Source organism: Streptosporangium sp. DT93, from assembly GCF_049844535.1.
Lineage (GTDB): Bacteria > Actinomycetota > Actinomycetes > Streptosporangiales > Streptosporangiaceae > Streptosporangium.
In genome coordinates this window covers 233,651-252,718 of the sequence record NZ_JBNCLF010000001.1, presented here as the reverse complement: position 1 = coordinate 252,718, position 19,068 = coordinate 233,651, and the positions used below count along the sequence as shown (strand labels likewise).

The following is a 19,068-nucleotide window of genomic DNA, read 5'->3' as shown; positions in this document are numbered from 1 at the left end:
GGCCGCAAGGACACATGTCATGCAGATTCGGCCATCGCGCCGAGAGGCGGGGAGGTCAGGGGCGTGGCCGCCGCGCTCCCCGGCCGTGCAGGACCGGCGAGAGGGGGCCGGGGCACGGGGCCGCGAAGGCCCGGGGGCACGGGGCCGTGGACGGGCGGGTGCGGGGCGGACGGCGCGCGATACCCGTTCGGCGAACGACACGGCCGGGCTCGTGCCGGTCCGGGCTCACGCGCTCCGGCCGGGCTCGTCCGCCCCGTCGGAGGAGGCCACGGTGAGCACGATCTTGCCGGTGGTACGGCCGGTCTCGCCGCGTTCGTGCGCCTGGGCCGCCTGCTCCAGCGGGAACACCGCGTCGATCTCGGCGCGCAGCCTGCCCGCCTGGGCCAGCGCGGCGATCGCCTTCAGCGCGGCGTGATCGGGCTCCACGAACATGGACTCGGCGCGGACGCCCGCGGCCTCGGCCTGGGCGCCGAACCCCTCGGGCATCCCGGACAGGACGAGTGACACGATGACACCTCCCTCGCGCAGGGTGCGCAGCGAACGGAGGGAGTAGTCGCCGCCCATCGTGTCGAGGACCACGTCGACGTCCCGGACCGTCTCGGCGAAGTCCACCTCCCGGTAGTCGACGAGCTCGTCCGCCCCCAGGCCGCGCAGGAGGTCGTGCTTGGGGGCGCTCGCCGTGCCGATGACGTGGGCCCCCCGCGCCTTGGCGATCTGCACCGCGAGGTGGCCCACCCCGCCGGCCGCGGCGTGGACGAGCACCCGGTGACCGGCCCGTACCGCCGCGACGTCGACCAGCGCCTGCCACGCGGTCAGCGCGGCCAGCGGGAGCGCGGCCGCCCGGACGTGGTCGAGCCCGCGGGGCCTGCGGACGAACGTCCGGGCGGGGGCGGTCACGTACTCGGCGAACGCGCCGTGCCCGTACGGGTAGCGCAGCATGCCGAACACCTCGTCACCCGGTTTGAGGACGGCGGTGCCGAGGCCGACGGCCTCCACGACGCCGGAGACGTCCCAGCCGAGGACGAACGGGGGCCGTCCCAGCAGGCCGCCCGTGGCGCGGTGCTTCCAGTCGGTCGGGTTGAGCCCGGCCGCGTGCACCCGCACCAGCACCTCGGTCGGGCCCGGCACGGGCCGCTCGCACTCCACCTCCCTCAGCACCTCGGGGCCGCCCAGGACGTCCTGGCTGATGGCGCGCATCGTCGATCCGGTCATGGAACCAGCATGCCAGCGGCCGTACGGCGCCCCGGGGCCGCCCCGACGTGGTCCACGTCAGGGCGGAGGGGACGCGTTCCGCCCGCGTTCACGGGCCGATATGTCCGGCGGACGTCCATGGGACGGAGGTCACGGATATGGCGTGAATCGATAAGAAAACCACTCCGCCCAATGGTTTCGCGTCCCCTAAGATCCGGTCATGCGTTTCCCCCGGCTTATGGCAATTTTTGTAGGTTTTTCATTTCTGCTGACGGGCACGGCTCACGCCACCGCCCCGGACCCGGCCCCCGGCGCCCGCTATCCCATCCGCGATACGGCCCTGACCAAGAACAAGCTGTACCGCAGCGGTGAGCTCGAGGCGAGCGAATGCCCGGAACGGGAGCTTCAGGCCCGCAGCGTCACCTCCGCCAAGCGGTACCTGACCTCGGTGCTGACCTGCCTCAACGCCTCCTGGGGTGCGCATTTCAAGCAGGCGGGCATGTCGTTCGCCAAGTCCCGGATCACGTTCGGCACCGATCCGCGGCGGTTCTGCGGGTTCAAGTGGGGGAAGAGCAGCGCGGCGCAGTACTGCGGCCGTGAGCGGCGTTTCCTCGTCAAGCTGGACAAGGCGACGCTGGCGGACCCCTCGGACCTGTTCCTCTTCGCGGTGGCCGCCCACGAGTACGGGCACCACATCCAGACCATTACGGGGATGGAGCGCGCGTTCGACCACTACCCGTACAAGGGCAAGCGCGAGCTGGGCGAGCAGTTCCGCCGGTACGAGCTCCAGGCCGAGTGCCTGGCCGGTGTCTTCATGGGCAGTGTCTGGGACTCCCTGGACCGCACCGAGGAGGACTGGGACTTCCTGCTGGAGCTCACCCGCTACAGCGGTGACGAGGAGCACAAGGCCTCCGACCACGGCAAGGGCCGTACCATCGCCGCCTGGCTCGACAAGGGTTTCCGGGCCGCGTCGCCGGCGGCCTGCAACACCTGGACGGTTCCCTCGTCCAAGGTGCGCTGATCCAGGCTCCGACGCGGGGCGCTCCGATCCCCGGGACCGCTCACCGGACGGTACGGCCGTCCGGTGAGCGGTCCCGGGGATCGGTTAAAAACCTATTTTTTTCCGTATTCTCCTGGGCGGGCATTCCCGCCTCGAACGCTTTCGGATCGAAGGCCCTCACCGGCCGGACCCCCTCCGGATAACGCCACACGACCGTCGCGCCGAAGTCGTCCGCGAACGCCGTGCGCTGCCCGGACGCCGTGAGCGGTCCCGGGGCCGTCTCGGCGGCGCACCTCGGGCGGGTCGCCTCCCGCATCCCCGCCACGGAAGGTCCGGCGGAGGCGCGTGACACCCGCCCGGGACGCCAGGCGGAGAGCGGGAGCAGGGGGAGCGCGGGAAGGACGAAGGCCGTCACGACGGCGTCGATCAGCCCGTCGAACGGCATCCGCCCACCTCCCCCCGCACGTCGGGCACGCGGTGGCGCGGCAGGGCTCCGTGGCCGGTCATCGCCGGGGCGAGACGGCCGGGACGGCGTCGGCCGGGATCGGTGGATCGTTTCACACCTCGTTGGATGCGCGCCGTGCGGGTTTCGTTCTCACCTCCCGGGTCCCACTCCCGGGTCTCACCTCCCGGAGCTCGCCTTCCGGCGGGCGTCCGTCCCGGCCCGAGGTGCGCCCACCGGCCGCCACCCGACACCCGTCCCCGCCACCCGCCGGTCGTCATCGGCGCGAGGCGGGAAACCCGCGGACGTCCTCGACGGGAGGCGGGAAACCGTCAGCCGTCCTCGACGGGAAAGGCGAAGAGCCGGACGAACATCGGCCGCGCGTCCGGTGAGGCGTCCTCGGCCCGGGGACTGTGCTTCATCAGCACCTTCATGTAGGCCTCGAAGAACTCCTCGAACTCCTGCGCGGTCATCCGGGCGAGACCGCGTGACGCCTTGACCCAGTGGGGCTCGCGCTCGTAGACCTCGGGAAGCCGCTGGAGGAGCGCGAGATCCTCCTCCAGGCCGATCCGGTGGAACTCGGTGAGCACGGGACGGTCCTCGGGGGCGAGCTGGTCGGGGGTGGGCAGCCGCATGTCCCTGGGGCCCTCGGTCCTGCGCCACCAGCGTTCCCTGCCCGCCGAGTGGCCGGGGACCTCCTCGACGAAGCCGTACTTCTCCAGCTGCCGCAGGTGGTAGCTGGTGGTGCCGGTCTTGGCGCCCAGCAGGTCGGCGAGGGTCGTCGAGGTCGCCGAGCCGTGCAGGGAGAGATGACGCAGCATGAGCCGGCGCATGGGGTGCGCCAGCGCCTTGAGCCGGGCCGGGTCGTCGAGAACGAACGAGTCCTCATCCTTCATGATGAGCAGCCTAGTCCTGCAGAAGGATCTCTGCAGGAACACGTTTGCAGAGAACTCTCTGCAGAGTATGTTCGGCACATGACACCTCATCTCCTCGCCCTGACCGCCGCCCTGTTCCTGTCGGCCCTCTCCCCGCCGGTGGAGCCGTCGCCCGCGGAAGCCTCGCCCGCGGCACCTTCACTCGCGGTGCCTTCACCCGCCGTCCCCGCCGTCCCCGCCGTCCCCGCCGTTCCGGCCGACCTGAGAGCGGCGCCGGTGAGTTTCGGCGGCTCGGAGGGGTTGCCCCTGCACGGCACGGTCCTGTCGCCGGTCGCGGGGAAGCCCGCGCGGCCGGGCGTCGTCCTGGTGCACGGGTCGGGTACGGGTACGCCCCGCACGAAGCTGCTGACCGAGGCCGTCGCGTTCGCCCGCCAAGGACTGTCCGTGCTGATCTACGACAAGCGCTCCAGGGACTACTCGCTCTTCGAGCGGTCCTACGCGCAGCTCGCCGGGGACGCGCTCGGCGCGGTGGCCGCGCTCCGTTCCCAGCCGGGCGTCGATCCGGCGAAGGTCGGCCTCTGGGGGTTCAGCGAGGGGGGCTGGGTCGTCCCGCTCGCGGCCACCCGTTCGCGGGACGTCGCCTTCACGATCCTCGTGGGGGCGAACAGCGGTCAGCCGCTGCGCCAGCAGACCTGGGCCGTGGCGGCCGGGCTGCGCAAGGCCGGGGTCACCGGTTCGCTCGTCGACCGGGCCGAGCCGCACCTGTACCGGACGATCGCGGACGGCGACCTGTTCCCCGAGCCCTACTACGACCCGACGCCGGTCATCGCCGCGATGCGCCGGCCGGTGCTCGGCATCTGGGGCGTCCACGATTTGCTCACCCCGCCCGCGGAGAGCCCGCGGGGGTTCGCCGAGGCGCTGGAGAAGGGCGGCAACCGGCACTACACGTTCCGGTTCTTCGCCGACGCCGACCACGCCGTCCACCGGACCCCCGACGGCGGCGTCACCCGGCTGCCGGAGCTGGCACCCGGTTACGCGGCCCTGGTCGGTTCCTGGGTGCACGGCGTCACGGCGGGCGAGCCTCCGGGGACGCGCTGGTCGGGGCCCGATCCGGTGCAGGACGCCCCGACGATGCCGATGGATCCTCCGGCCGGCTGGGAGTCGTCGAACGTCCAGCTGGCGGCCCTGCTGCTGCTCGTGATCGCGTTCACCGCCTATCCGGTGGTCGCGCTGGTACGCCGCCTGCGCGGCCGCTCGCGGACACCGGTGACCGGGGCCGCGCGGTTCCTGAGCGCCGGGGGGCTCACGGTGGTGCTGGGATCGTTCTGCTACCTGAGCTACCTGCTCATGACGGGAGGCAAGCAGGCCACCACCGGCCCGGTGCTGGCGGGGCGTCCGATCGTCTGGCTGGCGCTGCAGGCCCTGGCGGTGGCCTCGGTGGTCGCGGCGGTCCTCACCGCGCTGGCCTGGCGCCGTGCCGCCGCCTCCGTTCCGGCCGGGGAACGGGTACGGCTCGGCGTCCTGCTCTGCGGCGGGCTGGTGTTCGTCCCCTGGTCCCTCTACTGGGGGCTGCTCCTGCCGTGACGGCGCGGGACGGGGTCCGGGCCGAGACGGGTCGTGTCACCCCTCGCGCGGCGCCGGCCGCCAGGACGGCCGAAAACCCTTTACCGGAGCCGCGGGTGCGTTGGTATGGTGCCGGAAGTGGGAGACGATCAGGCGCGTCCCGCGGGGATCGCGGGGATCGCGTCCACCGGCGGTCTCCTGGAGATCGGCTGCGACGAGTCCGGTTCCGAGGGCGAGAAGCTCATCGGCGGCAACACCGACGTGTTCGCGCATGCCGGGGTGGGGTTGAGCGTCGCCTCGGCCGCGGAGTGCGTCCAGGAGACGCGGAACAGGATCCGGTCCCCTGCGCAGGAGTACAAGGCGAACCACCTGCTCCGCGAGAAGCACCGGGCCGTTCTCGAATGGCTGCTCGGGCCGTCGGGGCCGATTCACGGGAACGCGCACGTCCATCTGATCGACAAGGAGTTCTTCGCTGTCGGCAAGCTCGTCGAGCTGCTCACCGGTGAGATCACCGGCGAGATCGACGGCGAGATCGACGGCGAGACCGCCGGTGAGACCACCGGTAAGTCCGACGGTGAGGTCACCGAAGGGGCCGCCGGGCAGGCCGGCCGCCCGGCGGGCACGGGCGCCCGCCGGGACCGGCGGGCCGAGGAGACGGCCCTGATCCTCTACCGCGACGGCCGGGACGCGTTCGGCGGGCCGCGGTGGGACGCCTTCCTGGAGGCGTTCAACGACCTGGTGCGGGCCAGGGTGCCCGCCGAGGACTTCCTGCGGGCGGTGGACGACCTGCGGCTCACCGGCGCGCGGGGCGGCGACGGCCGGGCCGCGGAGATCATGGCGTCGCTGGCGTGGGCCGGGCCGCGCGCGGCCTCCCTGCGGAAGCGGCTCACGGACGGCACCGGGGCGATGCCCGTGCTGGACCCGCTGATCCCGGCCGTCGTCCAGGCCGTCCTGCACTGGGGGCGGGGAGGGCGGCCCGTCTCGATCGTCCACGACGAGCACTACGCGCTGACGCGGGAGCGGGTCGCGCGGCTCACGGGGACGCTCGGGGAGCAGACGGCTCCGGGCCGTTCCCCGGCGGGGCGGCTGGCCGGTCTCAGGCTCGTCGACTCCCGCTCCGACCCCCGCGTCCAGGTCGCCGACTTCCTCGCCGGCGTGGCGCGCAGGATAGCGTCCGACGAGCTCAACGGCCGGGGTGACACCGTCCTGGTGACGCTGCTGCGGCCGTACGTGGTCCCGTCCTCGGTCTGGGGGGACCGCCGGAGCCGGATCCTGTCCGCGCCCGGCGCCGGTCAGCCGGCCTCGCGCAGCGCCCCGGCGACCTCGGCGGGGGTGAGGCGGCGGGAGGCGACGTAGTAGAGCACGGCCCCCGCGGGCAGCAGGGTCCGCCAGCCGGGGTTGACCAGCAGGGTGTCGCCGTCGCGCGCGGCGAGCAGGGTGGCGCCGTACCGGCGGCCGAGGGTGACCTGGCACCGCTCGACCTGGACCGTGCCCAGGGACTCGGGGAGCCGCAGCGAGTAGGTGTCGGCTCCGCCGTGGGTCATGAGCTGCGTGTAGACCTCCGTGATGCCGGGGTCCCTCAGCTCCTCGGTGATCATGTGGGGGCTGTGCCACTGGACGCAGCGCACCCGCGCGTCGACGTAGCGCATCTGCCGGATCCGGCCGAGGTCGCGCAGGGCGACGACCAGGTGGGCCCCCTCGGCGACGTGGGCGGCGGTGATCGCGATCGCCAGCGCCTCGTTGTCGTCGCGGGCGTCGACCAGGACGCTGTGGGCCCGGTGCACCCCGGCCCGGCGCAGCACGCCGTCGTCGGTCGGGTCCCCCCGCACGAACGCGATGTCGCGGTCGGGCATCGGATGCGCCGGTACGTCGTTCCCGGCGCAGAGCACGATCCCGGCAGAACCGTCGGCGGCCAGCTCCTCCACCATCTGCTCGGTCCGCCCGGGCGTGTAGCCGAGCAGCACGGTGTGGCCGGAGACGTCCACCGTGAGGGAACCCTGCATCCTTCGTCCCTTCGCTCGTTCCAAGGTCGCCGACAGGCGGGTGAACACCGTGGTCAGCGTCGCGATGCCGCCGATGATGACGTACGCGCCCACGACGTGGCCGAAGGCCGACTCGGGGTACAGGTCGCCGTACCCGACGGTCGCGGCGGTGACCACGAAGTACCACCAGTAGTTGGCCGGTTCGACGATCGAGCTGCCCGAGGGCTCCGCGAGCGCCATCAGGGGCCAGCTGGTCAGGAACACCAGGCTGAAGACGAGGACCGGCGTCCACCACGTCCCGAGCAGCCTGAACCTGACCAGCAGGCGGGCCAAGAAGATCGGCACTCTTCCTCCCGTCGGGAAAGCTCGGTGCCGTCACCTTAACCGGACAAAACCACCAAATGACGACAGGATTCATGGATTACTCCAGATCGAGACATCGCAGGTGGGAAGCGTGCCGCCTCCCGGACGGTCCCGCGCGGGAGGGCGGGCCGTGTCGTCGCGGCGGGGGCGGGGGTCACCCGGGTCGTCCGAAGGGCGCCGCCCCCGGGACGACCTCCGCGCGGGCCGGTGGACCGCGTCGTGGCCGGACCGGCGACCGCCACCCCTCAGGAGGCCCTGCGCAGACCGGCGAACTGCAGCGCGGTGAGGTCGGCGACCGCCACCGCCTGCGCGATCACCAGGGCCGTCCCGAGTCCGGTCAGCGGGAACCAGCCGGCGACGAGCGACTCCACGCTCGCGACCACCCAGGCGACGTTGACGGCCATCGTGACGCCCACGGCCGCCCTGCTCACCGCGGGCCGCGAGCCGAGCAGGAACAGGACCGCCGCGAAGGCGACCAGGAACGCCCCGGCCGGGTAGAGGAAGGCGGCGGGCAGACCGAACAGCTCGCCGAGGACCGCCGCGGCGGCGACGTAGAGGACGCCGTTGGCGCCCGAGGCGATCGCGTCCGCCTTGAGGGCGAGGCGGAGCAGCCCGGCGTCGGTGACGGTCCTGGAGGTGCGGGTGGTGATACCGGCGGTGGTCATCTCGGAGATCCCTTCGTCGTGCCGACGTGCTGATGACCATGAAATTACGCGGGCCCGCCCCCGCCCGAATCAGTCATCGTGACGGTAGGTTCCTGACCGTGCTGTACGGACGGGCGGGCGAACAGCGGGAGATCGAACGGCTCCTGGTGGAGGCCGGGACGGGCCGGAGCGGGGTCCTGGTCGTCCGGGGCCAGGCCGGGATCGGCAAGTCGGCGCTCCTGGACCACGCCGCCGCGCGGGCGCGGGACCTGCGGGTGCTGCGCGGCGTCGGCATCGAGTCCGAGGCCGAGCTGCCCTTCGCCGCGCTCCACCTCCTGCTGCGCGGCGGGCTCGACCGCGTCCACGCGCTGCCCGCCGCCCAGGCCGCCGCGCTGCGCGGAGCCCTCGGCCTGGACGACACCGTCCCGGAGAACCGGTTCCTGGTCGGGCTGGCCACGCTGAGCCTGCTGTCCGAGCTCGCCGGGGACGGCGCGCTGCTCTGCCTGGTCGACGACGCGCAGTGGTTCGACCGGGCCTCCCTCGACGCGCTGGTCTTCGCCGCCCGCCGCCTCGACACCGAGGGCGTCGTCATGATCTTCGCCGCCCGCCCGGAGTTCCACGCCCCCGGCCTGCCCGAGCTGCCCCTGGCCGGGCTGGACGGCGAGGCCGCCGCCGCCCTGCTGCCGCCGGGGCTCCCCCCGCAGGTGCGCGAGCGCCTGATCGAGGAGTCCGGCGGCAACCCGCTGGCGCTCATCGAGCTTCCCGCCGCGCTCACCGCCGAGCAGCGGGCGGGACGGCTCTCTCCGGTGGGGGCGATGCCGGTCGCCGACCGGGTCCGGGAGGCGTTCCAGGGGCGGATGGCCGCGCTGTCCGAGGAGGCGCGCGCCGCGCTGCTGATCGCGGCGGCGGACGGCTCGGGCGAGCTCGCGACCGTGGTGGGCGCGGGCGCCTCGCTGGACGGCCTGGAGGCGGCCGAGCGGGACCGGCTGATCGAGATCACCGGAACGACCGTCGGGTTCCGCCACCCGCTGATCAGGGCCGCGGCCTACCAGAGCGCGCCGGTGACCCGGCGCCTCGCCGCGCACCGGGCCCTGGCCGGCGCCCTGACCGGTTCGGGGGCCCCGGGCGCGGCCGACCGCCGGGCCTGGCACCTGGCCGCCGCCGCGCTCGGCCCCAACGAGGCGGTGGCGCGGGAGCTGGAGCGGGCCGCCGAGCGGGCGCGCACCCGGGGCGGCGGCGCCTCGGTCGCCGCCGCCTACGAGCGGGCCGCCGAGCTCACCGCCGATCCGGTACGGCGGTCCGCGCGGCTGGCCGCCGCCGCGCTGGCGGCCAGCGACGCCGGGCTGACGATCCGCGCCGCCGCGCTCGCCGACAGCGCCGCGCCCGACGTGGACGACCCCGGCGTGACGACCGCCCTGATCCAGGTGCGCGCCCACCGCGAGTTCGAGTCGGGTACGCCGCTCGCGGCGGGCCGGATCATCATGGACGGCGTCCCCCGCGTGGCGGCCCGCTCCCGCGAGCAGGCCACCTGGCTGCTGGTGGAGGCCGTCCGCTGCGCCTGGTTCGCCGGTGACGCGCGGCAGGCCGGGGAGGCGGCGGCGAGCCTGCGCGCGCTTCCCGCGACCGGTTCGCCGCTGGTCGGCGGGGCGCTCGGCCTGGCCCGCCTGCTGGGCGGCGACGTCGAGGGCGGGATCGCGCTCCTGGAGGGGGCCCTCGACGCCCACGCCCTCGACGGACCGCGCGACGGACCGGGCGACGGGCCGGGTGACGGGCTGGGGGTGCCGGGCCGGACGTTCCTCGCCTCCCTGTGCCTCCCGCTGGACCGCCCCGGCCGCTCCGAGGAGATCGCCGGGCGGGTCGTGGCGGACTGCCAGCGGAGCGGCATGATCGGCTGGCTCGCCATGGCGCTCCACGACCAGGGGCTCGCCCAGGGGTGGCTCGGCCGCTACGGCGAGGCCAGGGCGACGTTGAACGCGGGGCTGCGGCTGGCCGCCGACCTCGGGCAGGAGCACCGCCTGACCCACCTGACCTGCTCCCTGGCCTGGGTGCTCGCCCACCAGGGCGAGGCGGAGGAGTGCCGTGCCCTCGCCGCGCGGGGCGTCGCCGGGGCCGCGGGGCAGGGCCTGGCGCTCGCGGAGGTCGTCGGACGCTGGGCGCTGGGCCTGCTCGACCTCGGCATGGGCGATCCTGGGGCCGCCCTGGAACGGCTGGAGGAGATCCCCGCCTCGCCCGTCGCCGCGCCGGCCGCCGACCAGGTCGAGGCGGCCGTCCGCGCCGGCCGGCCGGAACGGGCGCGGGAGCCGCTGGAGCGGTACCTGACCTGGGCGCGGCACGTCCGCCGGCCGTCGTCGGACGCGATCGCCCTGCGCTGCCGAGCCCTCGCCGAGGACGACGAGACGCACTTCGCCGGGGCCGTACGCCTGCACGAGCGGGACGACCGGCCGTACGAGCGGGCCAGGACGCAGCTCGCCTACGGCGAGTGGTTGCGGCGGGCGCGGCGGCGCGCGGACGCCCGGGCGCGCCTGCGCGAGGCGCTGGAGACCTTCGACCGGCTCGGCGCGGAGCCCTGGGCCGAGCGCGCCCGCGCCGAGCTGCGCGCGACCGGGGACGTGCCGGCCGCGCCGCGCAGGGCCGGGGACCCGCTCAGCGTGCTCACGCCGCAGGAGCGCCACATCGTCCGGCTGGCGGCCGAGGGCGCGTCCAACCGGGACATCGCCGCCCGGCTCTTCCTCAGCCCCAGGACCGTCGGGTACCACCTCTACAAGGCGTTCCCCAAGCTGGGCGTCACCTCCCGCGCCCGGCTCGCCGACCTCGTCCGGCCCGCGCCGGGGGGCGGGACGCGCCGGTCAGGTGGCGAAGATCTGTGACTCGTCGGCGAACGCCTTGAACTCCAGGGCGTTGCCGGCCGGGTCGAGCAGGAACATCGTCCACTGCTCGCCGGGGCGTCCCTCGAAGCGCAGGTAGGGCTCGATGACGAACGCGGTGCCCGCGGCCCGGAGCCGGTCGGCCAGCTCGTGGAAGCGCGGGACGTCCAGGATCAGGCCGAAGTGCGGGACCGGCACGTCGTGGCCGTCGACCGCGTTGTGCGCCCGCCGCTCCGGGACGGGGGCGAGGTGGGTGACGAACTGGTGGCCGCGCAGGTTCCAGTCGATCCAGGTGCCGGACTCCCGCCCCCGCTCGCAGCCCAGCACCTCGCCGTAGAACCGGCCCGCGGCCTGAAGGTCGTCGACGGGTACGGCCAGGTGGAACCGGGGGATCGATGCGTCGGCCGTGGTCATCGGCGCTCCTGCCTTCCGGAAGACCGCTCGCGCGTCGGGCGCGGGCGCTGCCCACATGGTAGGCACCGCCCGCCGCCGCGGGAGCGCGGCCGTTCCCGGGTGGGGGGAGCGGGATGCCTCGGGTCTCGGGATGGGAGGAGCGGGATGCCCCGGTCCCGGGGCGGGCGCGAGCGGCCGGGGCGCTCTTCGTTCCGGGGCGGGAAAAGGCCGTGGGCCCTCCGGACGACGGAAGGCCCACGGCGGGGGGTGGACGCCTGATCAGCGGGGAGAGCGCCGTTACCACCGCTGATCAGGCGGGCTCGGCGCCTCAGGGATAGGAGGCGATCTTGGACGGGACAGTGGCGGTGCCCTGGGCGGGGCCGCCGACGCCGTTGATGACGTGGTTGATCCGGCCGTTGCCGCCCAGGGAGACGGTGAGCAGGCTGTGGAACCTCACGCCCGGCTTCACCGGGGTCTCGAACGCGCTCTCCACCTCGATCGTCGGGTCGACGTTGAAGTAGACGTAGCTGCCGAGTCCCCAGCCCTCGTGGGTGTTGACCGCCGGGCCGACCTTGTAGGCCGCCCACCCCTTGCTGGAGCCGTTCATGTAGGCGGCCTGGTTCGGCGGGTCGTAGGCCTTCTCGTTCTGGAAGAAGATCGTCCGGCCGCGCTCGCCGTACCACTCGACGTCGTACCTGCGGTAGTGCTCGACGAACAGGCCGGTGGCCAGGACGTCGTCACCGTTGACGATCAGGCCGGTCTCGGCGGTGTTGACGTTCCAGCCGATGCCCTCGCCGTGGTCGCCGCGCCAGAGCCAGGTGTGGTCGATGATCACGTCGTCGCTGTTGACCACGACGCTGGTGGTGGCGTTGCCGGCGAAGGCGCCGCCGATGCGGACGAAGACGTCCTGCAGCGTGGTCGGGTTGGCGGCGTGGTCCGCGCTCGACCCCTGCGGGCCGACCTCGATGAGCACGTCGGACTTCTGCGGGCCCGCGTCGACCAGGAAGCCGGCGAGCTTCACGCCGTCCACGTCGGCGACCTTGACCGCGCTGACCCCGTTGCGGGGGATGAGCGTCGCCAGGCCGAGTCCCAGGACCACGGTGTCGGCCCGGTTCACGGCGATCGGCCGGTCGAGGTCGTAGATGCCGGGGGTGAGCAGCAGGTGCAGGCCCTGGGCGAGCGCGGCGTTGATCCGCGCGGCCGTGTCGGAGGGCTTGGCCACGTAGAACTGCGACAGCGGGATCGAGCTGCCGGGGGTGGACCCGTTCGCCCAGCTGACGCCGCGCGCGTTCGTCCGCTTGGCCGGGACGAACACCCGGTACTCGTTGCCGGAGACGTACAGGTACGGCTTCTCGCGACTGATCGGCGTGGTGTCCAGCGTCGTGTAGGACTTGCCGAGGAAGTCGGTGGCGGGGGCGCCCTCGACGCCGGAGAACACCATGTTCCACACGCCGTTGACCCAGCCGCCCACGGAGCTGTCGCGGGTGTACCACTGCTGCTGGGAGTACGGGCCGACCGCGCCGTCGATCTTGCTGTCGGAGATGTAGCCGCCGCTGGCCCAGCCGTAGCCGGTGGGCGCCAGGTTCAGCGCGCCCTTGATGTGCATGCGGCGGAACGGCGCGGCCTGGGAGACGGCCCACTGGTTGGTGCCGCCGGGCGGCTGGACCGACAGGTTCTCGGTCGAGCGCCAGAAGTTCTGGGTCGCGTTGCCGCCGAACCAGCCCGCGTCCACGGTCACGCCGTTGAGGGTGACGTCGTCGGGGTTCTGGCCCAGGCCCACGATCGAGGTGTAGAAGCCGACCTTGGCGTTCACCGGGTAGGAGCCGGGCTTGAACAGGAAGGCGTGCCGCCCGGTGCCGAACTGCGCCGACTCCTGCTGCTGGAACACCGTGTCCAGCCGGCTCTGGATGGTCGCGGCGGGCGTCGACGGGTCGAAGACGTGGACGTTCGGGCCCAGGTCCCCGCCGCCGGGGATGACCGGGCCGTCGCCCGAGGTGGTGCGCACCGCGAACTCCCACAGTGAGTAGCCGTAGCCGGTGGCGCGCGCGGTGCCGTACATCCGCACGTAGCGGCCGGAACCGCTCACGTCGTACGACTGCGTGCCGCCGGTCGCGCCGGTGACCGACCTCAGGTCGGTCCAGGTGGTGCCGTCGGCCGAGGACTGGAGCTTGAAGGCGGAGGCGTGGGCGGCCTCCCAGCGCAGGTCGATCCCGCAGATGGTCTGCGTGGAGCCGAGGTCCACCCGGATCCACTGCGGGTCGGCGGCCGCGCTGGCCCACCGGGTGCCGTTGTTGCCGTCGAAGGCGGCGCTCGCCGGGGTGCCGGCGTTCTCGGTGGAGGAGGCGCCGGCGGCCTTGTTCAGGGCGGCGTTGACGGTCCCGCAGCCGGGCACCGGGTCGGAGGTGCCGCTGTAGACCTGGAACTCCCACAGCGAGTAGCCGTAGCCGGTGGCCCGGGTGACGCCGAGCATCCGCACGTAGCGGCCGGTGCCGGTGACGTCCCAGGTGTCGACGCCGCCGTCGCCGCCGGTGACGGTCCTGAGGTCGGTCCAGGAGGTCCCGTTCGGGGAGATCTGGATCTTGTATCCGCTGGCGTAGGCGGCCTCCCAGTTCAGCACGACCCTGCTGACGGAGGTGGAGGCGCCGAGGTCGACCTGGAGCCACTGGGAGTCGGAGGCCGCGCTGGACCAGCGGGTCGCGGTGTTGCCGTCGACCGCGGCGGCCGGGGCCGTGCCGGCGTTCTCGGTCGAGGAGGCCGTCGCGGCCTTGCCCTGCGACACCAGCGTGTCGGCGAAGGCGGGGAGGGGTGGGGCGGCGATCAGGGCCGCCAGGACCGCCGAGGCGGTCCATAAGGCGGCAGGTCGGAACAGACCTCGCATGCGTGTCTCCACAGTGGATCCGGGGGGTGGAAAATCCAACGGCAGATGAGGCGCGACTTACGTGAGGCAGTAAATCAACGCTTATTTCTACACTTAATTTAACTCGTCTGAAACACTCGGTCAATAGACCCCGAACGCCCGTTCCGCTCCGTCACCCCCGAGCCCCCCTCCTCCTCCGGCCCTCGCCTCCGGCGAGCCCTGTCCCTCCCGAGCCTTCTCCTTTTCGGCCTCGCCTCACCCGGCGCCCCGCCCCACCCCGGCGGACCTCGGTCCTCCCCCCGGTCGGCAGGGCCTTCAGACGCGGGGCACGACGTGGCCGAAGCGGAACATCCGGTCCGGGTCGTAGCGGTCCTTGAGGGCGGCGAGCCTGCCCAGCGTCTTCTCGGGCCAGGCACGGGCCAGCTCGGCCGCGCCGAGCGCCGCGCCGTGGAAGTTGAGCGTCGTCCCGCCCGTGGACCACGGGGCCAGGGCGTCGAGCACGGCGCCGCCCACGGCCGGGACGGCCTCCAGAAGTTCCGGGACGGCGAGGCCGACCACCAGCACGGTGAAGGCGGCGTCGCGCCCGCCCACGGCGTTCGGCCGACGCGGCTCGCGGCCCAGCGCCCCGCCCATCTGCCGCACCTCCACCATGACCAGCGGCACGTCGGCCGCAGGGCCCGCCACCGCCAGGAGCGCCTCGACGGTGTCCTCGCCGAGCTCGCGGAGCAGGGCGCCGCGCTCCCAGGTCGGCATGGGCTCCGTCGGGTCGCGGTGTACGGAGTCGAGCGCGGCGAACGGTATCCGCCCGACCTCGCCGAAGATCGGCTCCGCGACGGCCCGCATCGGGGCCAGCAGCGCCTCCGCCTCGCCGGAGTCGCCGAGGGCGGCGAAGCGCAGATGGGTCACGAAGCGCCCGCGCAGCTGCGGCGGGAGCTCGGGCAGCGGCGGCACGCGCAGCATGGCCACCGAGGTGGTCGCCGATTCCGGCAGGGTCGCGGCCCACGCCCGGTAGGCGCGCAGGACGGCCGGGGTGTCCTCGGCGCCGAAGTAGAGGCCGCCCCCGTGGAGGACGGAGACCGGGAACAGGTCGACGACCATGGAGGTGACCACGCCGAGACTGCCCTTGCCGCCGCGCAGGCCCCAGAACAGGTCCGGCTCCGTGTCGGCGTCGGCGACGCGGACGGTGCCGTCCGCGGTCACGACGGTGATCTCCCGGACGTGGTCGGCGGCGAAACCGAAGGTGCGCGCCATGGGGCCGATGCCCCCGCCCAGCGTGTACCCCACCGCCCCGACGGCCGAGGAGGAACCGCTCAGCGGCGCCAGGCCGTACGGCGTCGTACGGGCGATCACGTCGGCCCAGCGGCAGCCCGCGCCGATCCGCGCGGTGCGGGCCCCGGGATCGACGTCGACCCCGCGCATCCGTGAGGTGTTGATCAGCACCGCCCCGTCGGCCGCCTGGAGCGCGCCGTGGCCCGTGGCCTGCACGGCGACGGGCAGTCCCAGGCGTCCGGCGAAGCGGACCGCCTCGGCGACGTCCTCGGGGCGGGTGGCGCCCACCGCGACGACCGGCCGGTGCCGGACGGCGAGGTTGAAACCGGCGACCTCCTCGTCGTAGCCCTCCTCGCCCGGGCACAGGACGGGGCCGGCCACCAGGCGGCGCAGGAGGTCCGGTTCCCCGCCGAGGTGTTCCGCCGGGGAGGTGACGATGCTCATGACGATCTCCAGTGCTGTGCGACACGATGTGAGGTGTGACCGGGACGGATCGCGTCCGGCCGGTCCCCCGGTTCTCGCAGGTGGCTCTTGGAGATGACTGCGCTCTGACTGCACCCGCGCCCGGTCGTACGGTGGCTTTCACGACCCTCGTGACCCGTGCGGCCACGCGGGTCTCACCGGTCCCAGGGTCGGCAATAAGTGCGTCATGTGCCGGAAGACCTTTTAAAACCAATAATCTGATGCCATGGCAGAACGGGGTGAGGAGCAGCAGCAGGGGACCGGGCAGAAGATCACGCGCCTGCTCGCCGTCGGAGCGGCGGCGGGTGTGCTGGTCGCGGGGATCGCGTTACCGGCCGTGGGGGGCGTGGGCCTGGGGATCGTGTCGGCGGCCAACGAGGTGAACCTCAAGCCGGAGGAACTGGTCGAGCCCCCGCCCGCGGAGGTCACGATCATGCAGGACGCCCGGGGCAAGGAGTTCGCGCGGTTCTACCAGGAGTACCGCAGGGTCGTCACGCTCGACCAGATGGCCGACGTCATGAAGACGGCGATCATCTCGATCGAGGACGACCGGTTCTACCAGCACGGCGCGATCGACCTGGAGGGCACGATCCGCGCGCTGGCCAAGAACCTGTCGACGGGCGGGGTGAGCCAGGGCGGGTCGAGCATCACCCAGCAGTACGTCAAGCAGGTGCTGCTCAACTCCGCCGACACCAAGGAGGAGCAGAACAAGGCGCTGGAGGCCAGCTACGCGCGCAAGCTCAACGAGCTGCGCCACGCGATGGCGGTGGAGGAGAAGTACTCCAAGGACCAGATCCTGGAGAAGTACCTGAACATCGCCTACTTCGGCGCGAGCGCCTACGGCGTGGAGGCGGCGGCCAACCGCTTCTTCGGCGTGAAGGCCGCCGACCTGACCCTGCCGCAGGCGGCGACGCTGGCGGGTGCCGTGCAGGACCCCAACGCCACCGACCCCAACCTGGGCAGGAAGCAGCGCGCGCGACTGCTGGAGCGGCGCAACGTGGTGCTGGACCGCATGGCCGAGCTCGGGAAGATCACCGAGGCCGAGGCCGCGAAGGCGAAGGCCACCAAGCTCGGCTACAAGGGGAAGGGTTTCCCCGGCGGCTGCGAGTCCAGCAGGTACGCCTACTTCTGCATCTACGTCCGCAACGAGATCCTGAGCAACCCCGACTTCGGCAAGACCGCCAAGGAGCGCCTGAGGTTCCTCAACCGGGGCGGCCTGACGATCAGGACCACGCTCGACCCGGCCATGCAGGTCGCGGCGGACAGGGCGATCGGGAAGTGGGTGCACGCCTCCGACAAGCAGGTGGCGGCCGAGGCCCTGGTCCAGCCGGGCACCGGGGCGATCAAGGCCATGGCGGCGAGCCGGAGGTTCGGCGGGGACGAGGACAGGAACGAGATCTCGTACAACGTGGTCGCGGACGCCGCGCACGGTGGCGGCGTCGGCTTCCAGGCGGGGTCGACCTTCAAGACCTTCACCCTGATCAGCGCCCTGAACAAGGGCATGAAGCTGAACGACGGGTTCAACGTCGGCGCCTCCTACAACGCGCCGAGTACCGCGGCGTTCAGGACCTGCGCGGGGGAGCCCGTCGGTGTCCCCGGCCACAGCGTCACCAACGACGAGGGCAGCCCGGGCTGGAGGACGCTGCAGACCGGCACCTGGGGTTCGGTGAACACCTTCTTCCTGACGCTGGAGGAGCGGGTCGGGCTCTGCGACACGGTCAAGGTGGCCAAGTCGCTGGGCGTCCACCGGTCCGACGGGGGGAAGCTCATCGAGAACGAGACCTTCACGCTCGGCACCAACGAGATGGACCCGGTGACGGTGGCGAACGCGTACGCCGCGATCGCCGCCCGGGGCCGGTACTGCGCGCCGATGGCGATCTCCCGGATCGTCGACCGCGACGGCAAACCCACCGTCTACAAGCCCAAGTGCCGCAAGGCGCTCGACCCCCAGGTCGCCGACGCCGCGGCCGACGTGCTGTCGGGGGTGTTCACCAAGGGCACGATGAGCGCCGTCGGCGGCATCGGGCGCGACGCGGCCGGCAAGACCGGCACCACCGACGCCTACGCCAGCGCGTGGTTCGCCGGCTTCACCCCGGACCTGGCCGGCGCGGTGAGCGTGGGCGACCCGCGCGGCTCGCAGAAGTACAAGCTGAGCGGCGTCACCATCGGCGGGCGGTACTACGGCTCGGTGGTCGGGGCCAGCATCCCGGGGCCGATCTGGAAGGACACGATGCTGGCGGCGCTGCGGAAGGTCGAGCCGAGCTCGTTCACGCCGGTCGACACGGCACGGTTCGGCGGCTGCGGCGAGAGCTGCCGGCCCGCGCCGCCCCCCTCGGAGGACGAGGGCACGGTCGACGGCACCGACGGCGAGGACTCCGAGGGAGGCGGGGAGATCCTCACCTCTCCGCAGCAGTGACGCGACTGCCGGGAACGATGTCCGGAGGGGTGACGCCACGCCGGGGGGCGGCGTCCCGAGGAGTGACGCCACGTCGGGGGGCGTCCTGAGGGGTGACGCGACGCCGGGGACGACGGCCGGCCGGGGATCGACGTCCCCGGCCACGCCTCCCCGGCCGTGGTCGTCCCGGTGGTTTCGGTCACTCCGATGATTCCGGTCGCGTCGCCGGTTCCGGTCCGGCCGGTCGCTCCGGCCCGTCGGCCGGCCGGTTCCGTCTGGCAGGGGTCCGCTGATCCGCCTCGTCGGCCAGTTGGTCCTCGACGATGGCGCACCAGCGGTGCCAGCGCGCCAGGTCGAGATGCTGGTCGACATCGCCCACACCCGCGTCGGCCATGAGCTGGTGGCTGGTGGCCGCGGCCTCGTGGGCGTTGACCAGCGCGTGATGGCCGTGGTTGGCGAGTGATTCGCTGACCGCCAGATTCACGGCGATCTCTCCCATTGTCCTGGGCCGGCCCGAAAGTCCATCGCCGGCCCCCCTTCCAATGAAGTCGTGGCTCTCCGGATCGTGGCTCATAGCTGCTGAGTGCCCCGCAAACCCTAGATCTATCTGGCAGTTCCGATCCGATGTGGATGATTTTCGGACGCGGCCACGGACCGGCCCGCCGACCGGCCCGTTCGTGGCGGGACACCCAAGCCCAGGACGCGATTCGCTTACGGGCGTGTTGCAGTTGGCCGGAGAGCGTCATCTCTCCAAGATCTTTAAAATAG

Annotated in this window: 14 protein-coding genes; 5 read left to right on the top strand and 9 right to left on the bottom strand. The window is 73.0% G+C overall.

The genetic code is table 11. From position 1 onward, the window contains the following. Positions 1 to 225 precede the first annotated feature (225 nt). Positions 226 to 1,212, bottom strand: coding sequence for an NADP-dependent oxidoreductase (locus ACLQ2R_RS01185; protein ID WP_425957379.1), 987 nt, complete (start codon positions 1,210 to 1,212; stop codon positions 226 to 228). Between the two features lie 199 nt (positions 1,213 to 1,411). Between ACLQ2R_RS01185 and ACLQ2R_RS01180 the strand changes: the two genes are divergently transcribed. Next, a complete protein-coding gene (locus ACLQ2R_RS01180; protein WP_425957378.1) occupies positions 1,412 to 2,212 on the top strand; it encodes a neutral zinc metallopeptidase in 801 nt (266 codons plus the stop codon). Positions 2,213 to 2,252: 40 nt separating this feature from the next. Here the strand turns inward: ACLQ2R_RS01180 and ACLQ2R_RS01175 are convergent, their stop codons facing one another. Together ACLQ2R_RS01175 and ACLQ2R_RS01170 are read right to left on the bottom strand one after the other, a co-directional pair. Next, positions 2,253 to 2,636, bottom strand: a complete 384-nt coding sequence (locus ACLQ2R_RS01175) for a hypothetical protein (protein ID WP_425957377.1) — start codon at positions 2,634 to 2,636, stop codon at positions 2,253 to 2,255. Positions 2,637 to 2,965: 329 nt separating this feature from the next. Continuing rightward, entirely contained in the window at positions 2,966 to 3,529 is a 564-nt protein-coding gene (locus ACLQ2R_RS01170) for a helix-turn-helix domain-containing protein (RefSeq protein ID WP_425957376.1), read from the bottom strand. A 78-nt stretch (positions 3,530 to 3,607) separates the two neighbouring features. Between ACLQ2R_RS01170 and ACLQ2R_RS01165 the strand changes: the two genes are divergently transcribed. Together ACLQ2R_RS01165 and ACLQ2R_RS01160 are read left to right on the top strand one after the other, a co-directional pair. Beyond that, a complete protein-coding gene (locus ACLQ2R_RS01165) occupies positions 3,608 to 5,092 on the top strand; it encodes an alpha/beta hydrolase family protein (RefSeq protein WP_425957375.1) in 1,485 nt (494 codons plus the stop codon). Between the two features lie 117 nt (positions 5,093 to 5,209). Further along, complete coding sequence (locus ACLQ2R_RS01160; RefSeq protein ID WP_425957374.1) at positions 5,210 to 6,427, top strand: DUF3800 domain-containing protein; 1,218 nt, start codon at positions 5,210 to 5,212, stop codon at positions 6,425 to 6,427. Here the strand turns inward: ACLQ2R_RS01160 and ACLQ2R_RS01155 are convergent. After that, on the bottom strand, positions 6,364 to 7,398 hold the full coding sequence (locus tag ACLQ2R_RS01155) for an ion channel (protein WP_425957373.1): 1,035 nt from the start codon (positions 7,396 to 7,398) through the stop codon (positions 6,364 to 6,366). The two genes, ACLQ2R_RS01160 and ACLQ2R_RS01155, sit on opposite strands and share 64 nt — an antisense overlap. Before the next feature lie 263 nt (positions 7,399 to 7,661). Beyond that, positions 7,662 to 8,081 (bottom strand): hypothetical protein, encoded by a 420-nt coding sequence (locus ACLQ2R_RS01150; protein ID WP_425957372.1) that lies wholly within the window; start codon positions 8,079 to 8,081, stop codon positions 7,662 to 7,664. A gap of 98 nt (positions 8,082 to 8,179) precedes the next feature. Between ACLQ2R_RS01150 and ACLQ2R_RS01145 the strand changes: the two genes are divergently transcribed. Beyond that, positions 8,180 to 10,927 carry a helix-turn-helix transcriptional regulator gene (locus ACLQ2R_RS01145; protein ID WP_425957371.1) on the top strand — a complete coding sequence of 916 codons (2,748 nt, stop codon included), beginning with the start codon at positions 8,180 to 8,182 and terminating at the stop codon, positions 10,925 to 10,927. On the opposite strand, the gene ACLQ2R_RS01140 is transcribed toward ACLQ2R_RS01145, so the two are convergent. From ACLQ2R_RS01140 to ACLQ2R_RS01130, 3 genes are all read right to left on the bottom strand, one after another. Beyond that, complete coding sequence (locus ACLQ2R_RS01140) at positions 10,907 to 11,338, bottom strand: VOC family protein (protein ID WP_425957370.1); 432 nt, start codon at positions 11,336 to 11,338, stop codon at positions 10,907 to 10,909. The genes ACLQ2R_RS01145 and ACLQ2R_RS01140 overlap by 21 nt on opposite strands. Positions 11,339 to 11,645: 307 nt before the next feature. Continuing rightward, positions 11,646 to 14,195, bottom strand: coding sequence for a discoidin domain-containing protein (locus ACLQ2R_RS01135; RefSeq protein ID WP_425957369.1), 2,550 nt, complete (start codon positions 14,193 to 14,195; stop codon positions 11,646 to 11,648). A gap of 294 nt (positions 14,196 to 14,489) precedes the next feature. Continuing rightward, complete coding sequence (locus ACLQ2R_RS01130) at positions 14,490 to 15,887, bottom strand: FAD-binding oxidoreductase (protein ID WP_425957368.1); 1,398 nt, start codon at positions 15,885 to 15,887, stop codon at positions 14,490 to 14,492. A gap of 244 nt (positions 15,888 to 16,131) precedes the next feature. On the opposite strand from ACLQ2R_RS01130, the gene ACLQ2R_RS01125 reads away from it, so the two are divergent. Then, positions 16,132 to 18,321, top strand: a complete 2,190-nt coding sequence (locus tag ACLQ2R_RS01125) for a transglycosylase domain-containing protein (RefSeq protein ID WP_425957367.1) — start codon at positions 16,132 to 16,134, stop codon at positions 18,319 to 18,321. Positions 18,322 to 18,499: 178 nt separating this feature from the next. Here ACLQ2R_RS01125 and ACLQ2R_RS01120 read toward each other — a convergent pair whose 3' ends face one another. Continuing rightward, the gene (locus tag ACLQ2R_RS01120; protein WP_425957366.1) at positions 18,500 to 18,784 is read right to left on the bottom strand and encodes a hypothetical protein; all 285 of its coding nucleotides are present in this window, start codon (positions 18,782 to 18,784) and stop codon (positions 18,500 to 18,502) included. Between the last annotated feature and the right edge of the window lie 284 nt (positions 18,785 to 19,068).

Bases quoted from the DNA above. Each gene is read 5' to 3' on its own strand.
- ACLQ2R_RS01185 (WP_425957379.1), bottom strand. From the start codon at position 1,212: ATGACCGGATCGACGATGCGCGCCATCAGCCAGGACGTCCTGGGCGGC.
- ACLQ2R_RS01180 (WP_425957378.1), top strand. From the start codon at position 1,412: ATGCGTTTCCCCCGGCTTATGGCAATTTTTGTAGGTTTTTCATTTCTG.
- ACLQ2R_RS01175 (WP_425957377.1), bottom strand. From the start codon at position 2,636: ATGCCGTTCGACGGGCTGATCGACGCCGTCGTGACGGCCTTCGTCCTT.
- ACLQ2R_RS01170 (WP_425957376.1), bottom strand. From the start codon at position 3,529: ATGAAGGATGAGGACTCGTTCGTTCTCGACGACCCGGCCCGGCTCAAG.
- ACLQ2R_RS01165 (WP_425957375.1), top strand. From the start codon at position 3,608: ATGACACCTCATCTCCTCGCCCTGACCGCCGCCCTGTTCCTGTCGGCC.
- ACLQ2R_RS01150 (WP_425957372.1), bottom strand. From the start codon at position 8,081: ATGACCACCGCCGGTATCACCACCCGCACCTCCAGGACCGTCACCGAC.
- ACLQ2R_RS01140 (WP_425957370.1), bottom strand. From the start codon at position 11,338: ATGACCACGGCCGACGCATCGATCCCCCGGTTCCACCTGGCCGTACCC.
- ACLQ2R_RS01135 (WP_425957369.1), bottom strand. From the start codon at position 14,195: ATGCGAGGTCTGTTCCGACCTGCCGCCTTATGGACCGCCTCGGCGGTC.
- ACLQ2R_RS01130 (WP_425957368.1), bottom strand. From the start codon at position 15,887: ATGAGCATCGTCACCTCCCCGGCGGAACACCTCGGCGGGGAACCGGAC.
- ACLQ2R_RS01125 (WP_425957367.1), top strand. From the start codon at position 16,132: ATGGCAGAACGGGGTGAGGAGCAGCAGCAGGGGACCGGGCAGAAGATC.